The sequence below is a fragment of the Oleiphilus sp. HI0086 genome, from assembly GCF_001635225.1.
Genome location: NZ_LWFZ01000784.1, coordinates 1 through 4,764, shown reverse-complemented (window position 1 = coordinate 4,764; position 4,764 = coordinate 1). Strand labels below are relative to the sequence as shown.

The following is a 4,764-nucleotide window of genomic DNA, read 5'->3' as shown; positions in this document are numbered from 1 at the left end:
TTGGCTTAAATACCCTGGAGTGAAGACTTCAAACAGATTCTTACGTTTACTGGCTTTAGGAAAGTCGAAACTTGTGAACTCGGCTTCGCACCATTCGCGAATCAAAGTGAGCCATTTATTCTTATGGTTCACGCCTTTTAGCATTGATTCAGCGACAAGTTTCTGTACTTCATCGATGCTATCTAAGGTTCGTGAGCGAAGTGTTTGATACCAATCAATTGTGGCATGGTAATGCTGCTCCCAGGCTGAAAGACCACCCTCAAGTACAGCTGGTGTGAATACATCTGGTCGTCTATTAATCAAAGGTTCAAGAGACGACATAAGTTCTGCAGGCGTCGCCCAGTTACTATAGACCTCTAGTAACAACTCTTGTGGTAGAGCAAAGACTTCCTGGCGCCAGTAATCCTCACAGACCCGCAGCAACAGAGGCTTGGTGTCTTCCATCAGGTTTTGCGTAAAAGCGACATTTAAATCTAATGCATGACGCGCCAGAAGCTGCTGACAGAAACCATGAATTGTATGGATTTCAGATTGGTCTATTTGACGTTCTGCGATTCTTAAACGAAGTTTATCTGCCTCAATATCCGATGATTGTTGGTACAAATAATTCAGCACCTCATCGTCACTAGGTTCACCATTTAATACCTGGGAAAGCTCCTGAATTCGTGCACGGACTCGATCACGAAGCTCTTGCGTTGCTGCCTCGGTAAAGGTCACTACCAGAATTTCATCTACCCCGAGCTTTTGTTCTAGCAAATAACGTAAGTAGAGATTGGCGACCGCATAGGTTTTCCCGGTTCCTGCGCTCGCTTCAATTAGTGACAATGAATCAAGCGGGAACTGACAGAGGTCTAGCGTTTTCATTTTAGAACCTCCCCTTGCAAGTCGGTGAAAATAAACTCTTCTTTATAGGCAGCAACTTGCTTAACAAGTCGCTGCGACTCTATATCAGGTAAAACTCGAACCTCGGCGTGATCAGTATAAAGGCAATAGCGCTGCCAATAAGGGTCATCCATTTCACCTTCACGCGCGTTGTAGCCCTGTTTGTTACCTTCAAATATTTTTCTCGCTTTTGACTCGCCTTCAAATATCCAACTAAAGGCAGTCTTCGGTAGGAATGGCAGTGCTTCTTGCCCTGTTAGCGTAAAGAGCTCTAGCAAACCCTCCATATAAGATTTTGCGTCAGCAGCACTCAATTCAGGAAAGATCGTTACTTGCTCTGCATTAATCAACCTTGACTCGGTTTTTAGCTCAAGTCCCGTCTCGTGACCCGGTGCAACTTGATGGTGAAATAGATAGTTGACCACAACATGTTTTACCCAGCTAGAAAAGAACAACGCTGGCGAACTCCGGCTCAAACTAAACTCGCAAACAGCGCTATCCAGTAGGACTAGTGAACCAACTATGCGCTTACCAGAAAGCTGGAAGTCGATAACCAAAGTTGACGCTTCTTTCGCTAAAGCTCGCTCAATATAGGTAGATAAATCGACAAGTTCATCCTTCGCTTGAGCAAAGTAAGTTTCATCTAAAGGTGCTTTTGGCAGCCTCCCTGATAAGCGCCACTGATCAAAACACGCTTGTGTAAGCGTGTCAGAATCGACTTCCTTATGCATGTCCTTGACGACAGTTCTTAAGATATCACCCTTTAGTGCATAGATATCCAAACGGTCCAATGCAAAGGCTTCACTTTCTTCCAGATCATCTGGCAGTTTGCTAACCTTCAAACCAAGTATTTTCTGATAGTAGTACTTAAGAGGTGAAGACAAGGCGCTAAGCAATTCTTCCAAAGACAGACTTTGGATCTGTATTTCTGTTTCATCGTCTTCGACGAGTTGATCACTTTGAGGCTCAGCAAACATATCGAACTGATGTAATGGAGGCGCGTCTATTTCCAGAACATTGGCATTTGTTTCATCCTCTTCTCTAGACTCAAGTTCCAAGCCTCTGGAAAGGTCTTCCTGCTTTGGCGAAAACAGTGTCATCCAGTCCATGTTGTAGCTTTTGTCTAGTATTTTTTCACTGTGCGATTCAGAAACTTTTTCAGAATAATAGTCGGAGTGAAAAGCTTGCAGGCGGTGCTGCTTGGTCCACAACTCCACTACATCGGCATCTGCTTCGTTCTCTATTTTAAAATACGTGCGGCAATAATCCTGTAGCTCACTCACTAGTACAGAGGGGTAGCGAATAGAATTATCGCTAATATTGCGACCCGTATAGCTGATATACAGATAATTCCTGGCACTCAGCAAAGCCTCCAGAAACAGGTAGCGGTCATCATCACGTCGTGAGCGGTCGCCAACTCGCCCCGGAGACCGTGCCATTAAGTCAAAGCTTGGTTTGTTTTCAGGCCTTGGATACTTTCCTTCATTCAAACCCAATAAACACACTAATGAAAACGGTACGCTGCGCATTGGCATCAGAGTACAAAAATTAATACGGCCAGAAAGAAATCGTTGCGAAACCTGCTCTTCTTCCAACACTTGCTTCACTTGCTGGGCAACGATGGAAAATGGCAAAGCTTTTTCATAGCCAGTAACTCTAAACTCATCACTTAAGGCTTCTAGCGCCTTTGCCATTGCCTGAGTAACACTTTCGTGCAAGGTATCCTGATCAAGCCATAAACGCCAGACATCTGCTATCGTAGCCAAAGCATCAAGGGGATGTTTTTCACCCGCTTGCATTGAGAGCGTTTGCTCAACAACGTCAATAAAGCGAACAAACTTACCCACCAATACCTGCTGATCTGAGCCGAACACCTCTTCCGGTATCACTTGTTCACCCGCAAAACTGGCGACAGGAACAGGCCCGAGAATATAGGCGCTTAGCAGGCGTTTAAGCGCTGCGAGCCAGGTTGTCTCGCCACCTGCGTCTTCTATATTTAATATCTTGTTACGATGCGTCTCAGAAAGCCCCCAACGAACATTCAAGACCTTGACCCAGTGATGAATACTAAGCAGCTCATCTTCATCAATGGAAAATCGCTGCCTGATTGCGGGAAAGTCCAAGCAATCTAATAGCTCGGCAGCCGTCATCCGACTTGACTCGAGTATCAATAGATTGCCAATACATTCCAATAAGGGTTGATGCCGATTCAAAGCCTGATCGGCAATAACATAGGGCAGGCTATGCGTTTGCCCATGGCGATCATAAACAAGGCGTGAAAAAACTGCCTCAATATAGGCGGCATAGTCTTCTATATCGGGCACCATCACAATAATATCGCGAGCATTTAAGCCGGGGTTTGCATCAAGCGTATTTAATAAGTAGTCGTGGAGAGCCTCAACCTCTCTTAAGTGGTTATGGCAACTTGCGAAGCGTATCGACTTATCGTCAGGATTCACACAATGGTGCTGGTTCTGCAGGTTCAAGATATCTGACTGAATTAAATTCAGCGCTGAATTATCTTCATCACCAAGATCATCGTAAAGCTCGGTGGCTAGATCAGCGAAAATTTCTTCTTGCATCAATAGCGACATATAATCGCGACCAAGCTTTCCCCATGACGCGAGCAAGGTGTTATGCTCAATAAAGTTTTCCGCTACCGTTTCAGCACTGACGCCCCGCGCAAGCAATGACTGATTAAGCAGGAGCTGCTGATACTCACTCATCACATCACCCCAGTAGTAGCGACAAGGGTTATTCACCACAACGTGTATATCAATGTGTTCAGCTAAAGCTTTGATAACAGCCAGCATTCTAGGAGGCAAGGCTGACAGGCCAAATACGAAGATTCGTTCGGGTAACTGAAGTTCCGCCCCTTTAGGTAGCGCTCTAATACAGGACTCCAGCCTGGTCAGCAGACTGGAACGATGCTGTCGTTGCGCCAAGGGCAAGTCAGGATAAACGCTACACCACAAGTCAGCCTGCCAAGCTTCCAATTCGGTAAATTGAGGACTACTGTAGTCTTTGGAATCCAGGCCGCTAGCAAGGCTCTTTATCGGCTTGCCTTGCTCCCATGCTTGCAACCATTCTGGGCGGTAGTTTTGATAGCCATCAAAAACGTCGGCTATGACACTCGCCATATCAAACACTAAAGACTGGGATAGCGCTTCATCGCCAGCGTTACCCAGCGCAGGCTCAGCACTCCCCTCATCAGTGTTTGGTGATAAGCTCTTGGCATAACGCCGTAAGCGCTGATATTCGGGCTGGGCAAGCTTACTCGGCAATTGTTCAAAAAGCTGCCACCTTAAATTCTGTTTCTCAAAGCCCTGTACTTGCAGAGGCTTCGGTAATAAGGCTTCAGCCAATTTCCAAATAAAAGACGCTGGCATGCTACATTCAACCATCGCAGAGATACCCAATTCTTCAGATATTTGCTGCTGAAGCCAGGTGCCCATACCGAAACTTTGAATAATCACCTTTTCCTGATCAAAGATTTTTTTCAGTGGTTCTCGTCTCATTATTTCAGCAATGATGAAAGCGAGGTTTTCAGTGCGATTCGAAGGGTAAAATTTAAGCATTAAATAATCAGTCAGATTTGAGAGTTGCGTGCGAAGAGCTAGCGCTATTTCTTTATTATCGTTGATACGTTAACTGAAATCATCAGGACTTTCACCTGCTTTTCGCGCTTATTTCAACTACGAGTCATCAACTTAATCGGCAAACTTAATGTAAGCTCTCAAGACATGAGCGGAAGTCCTTATTCATTGATATTATTGGATTTTTTGCTAACAAATAAAGTCGACGCCTGCATTGTTTTTTTGTATCATGAGAGTGTTTTTTGAACAGAGTCACATTTAAACCGTGAACAAAAAGCATTGCTTG

2 protein-coding genes are annotated in these 4,764 nt (G+C 44.9%); both read right to left on the bottom strand.

All coding sequences use genetic code 11. The features are described 5' to 3' along the window. Positions 1 to 864, bottom strand: an 864-nt coding sequence (locus A3756_RS13655; protein WP_156490466.1) for a UvrD-helicase domain-containing protein, incomplete at its 3' end; no start/stop codon positions are given. Then, the gene (gene recC, locus A3756_RS13650) at positions 861 to 4,460 is read right to left on the bottom strand and encodes an exodeoxyribonuclease V subunit gamma (RefSeq protein ID WP_068507846.1); all 3,600 of its coding nucleotides are present in this window, start codon (positions 4,458 to 4,460) and stop codon (positions 861 to 863) included. The genes recC and A3756_RS13655, both read right to left, overlap by 4 nt. Positions 4,461 to 4,764: the final 304 nt, after the last annotated feature.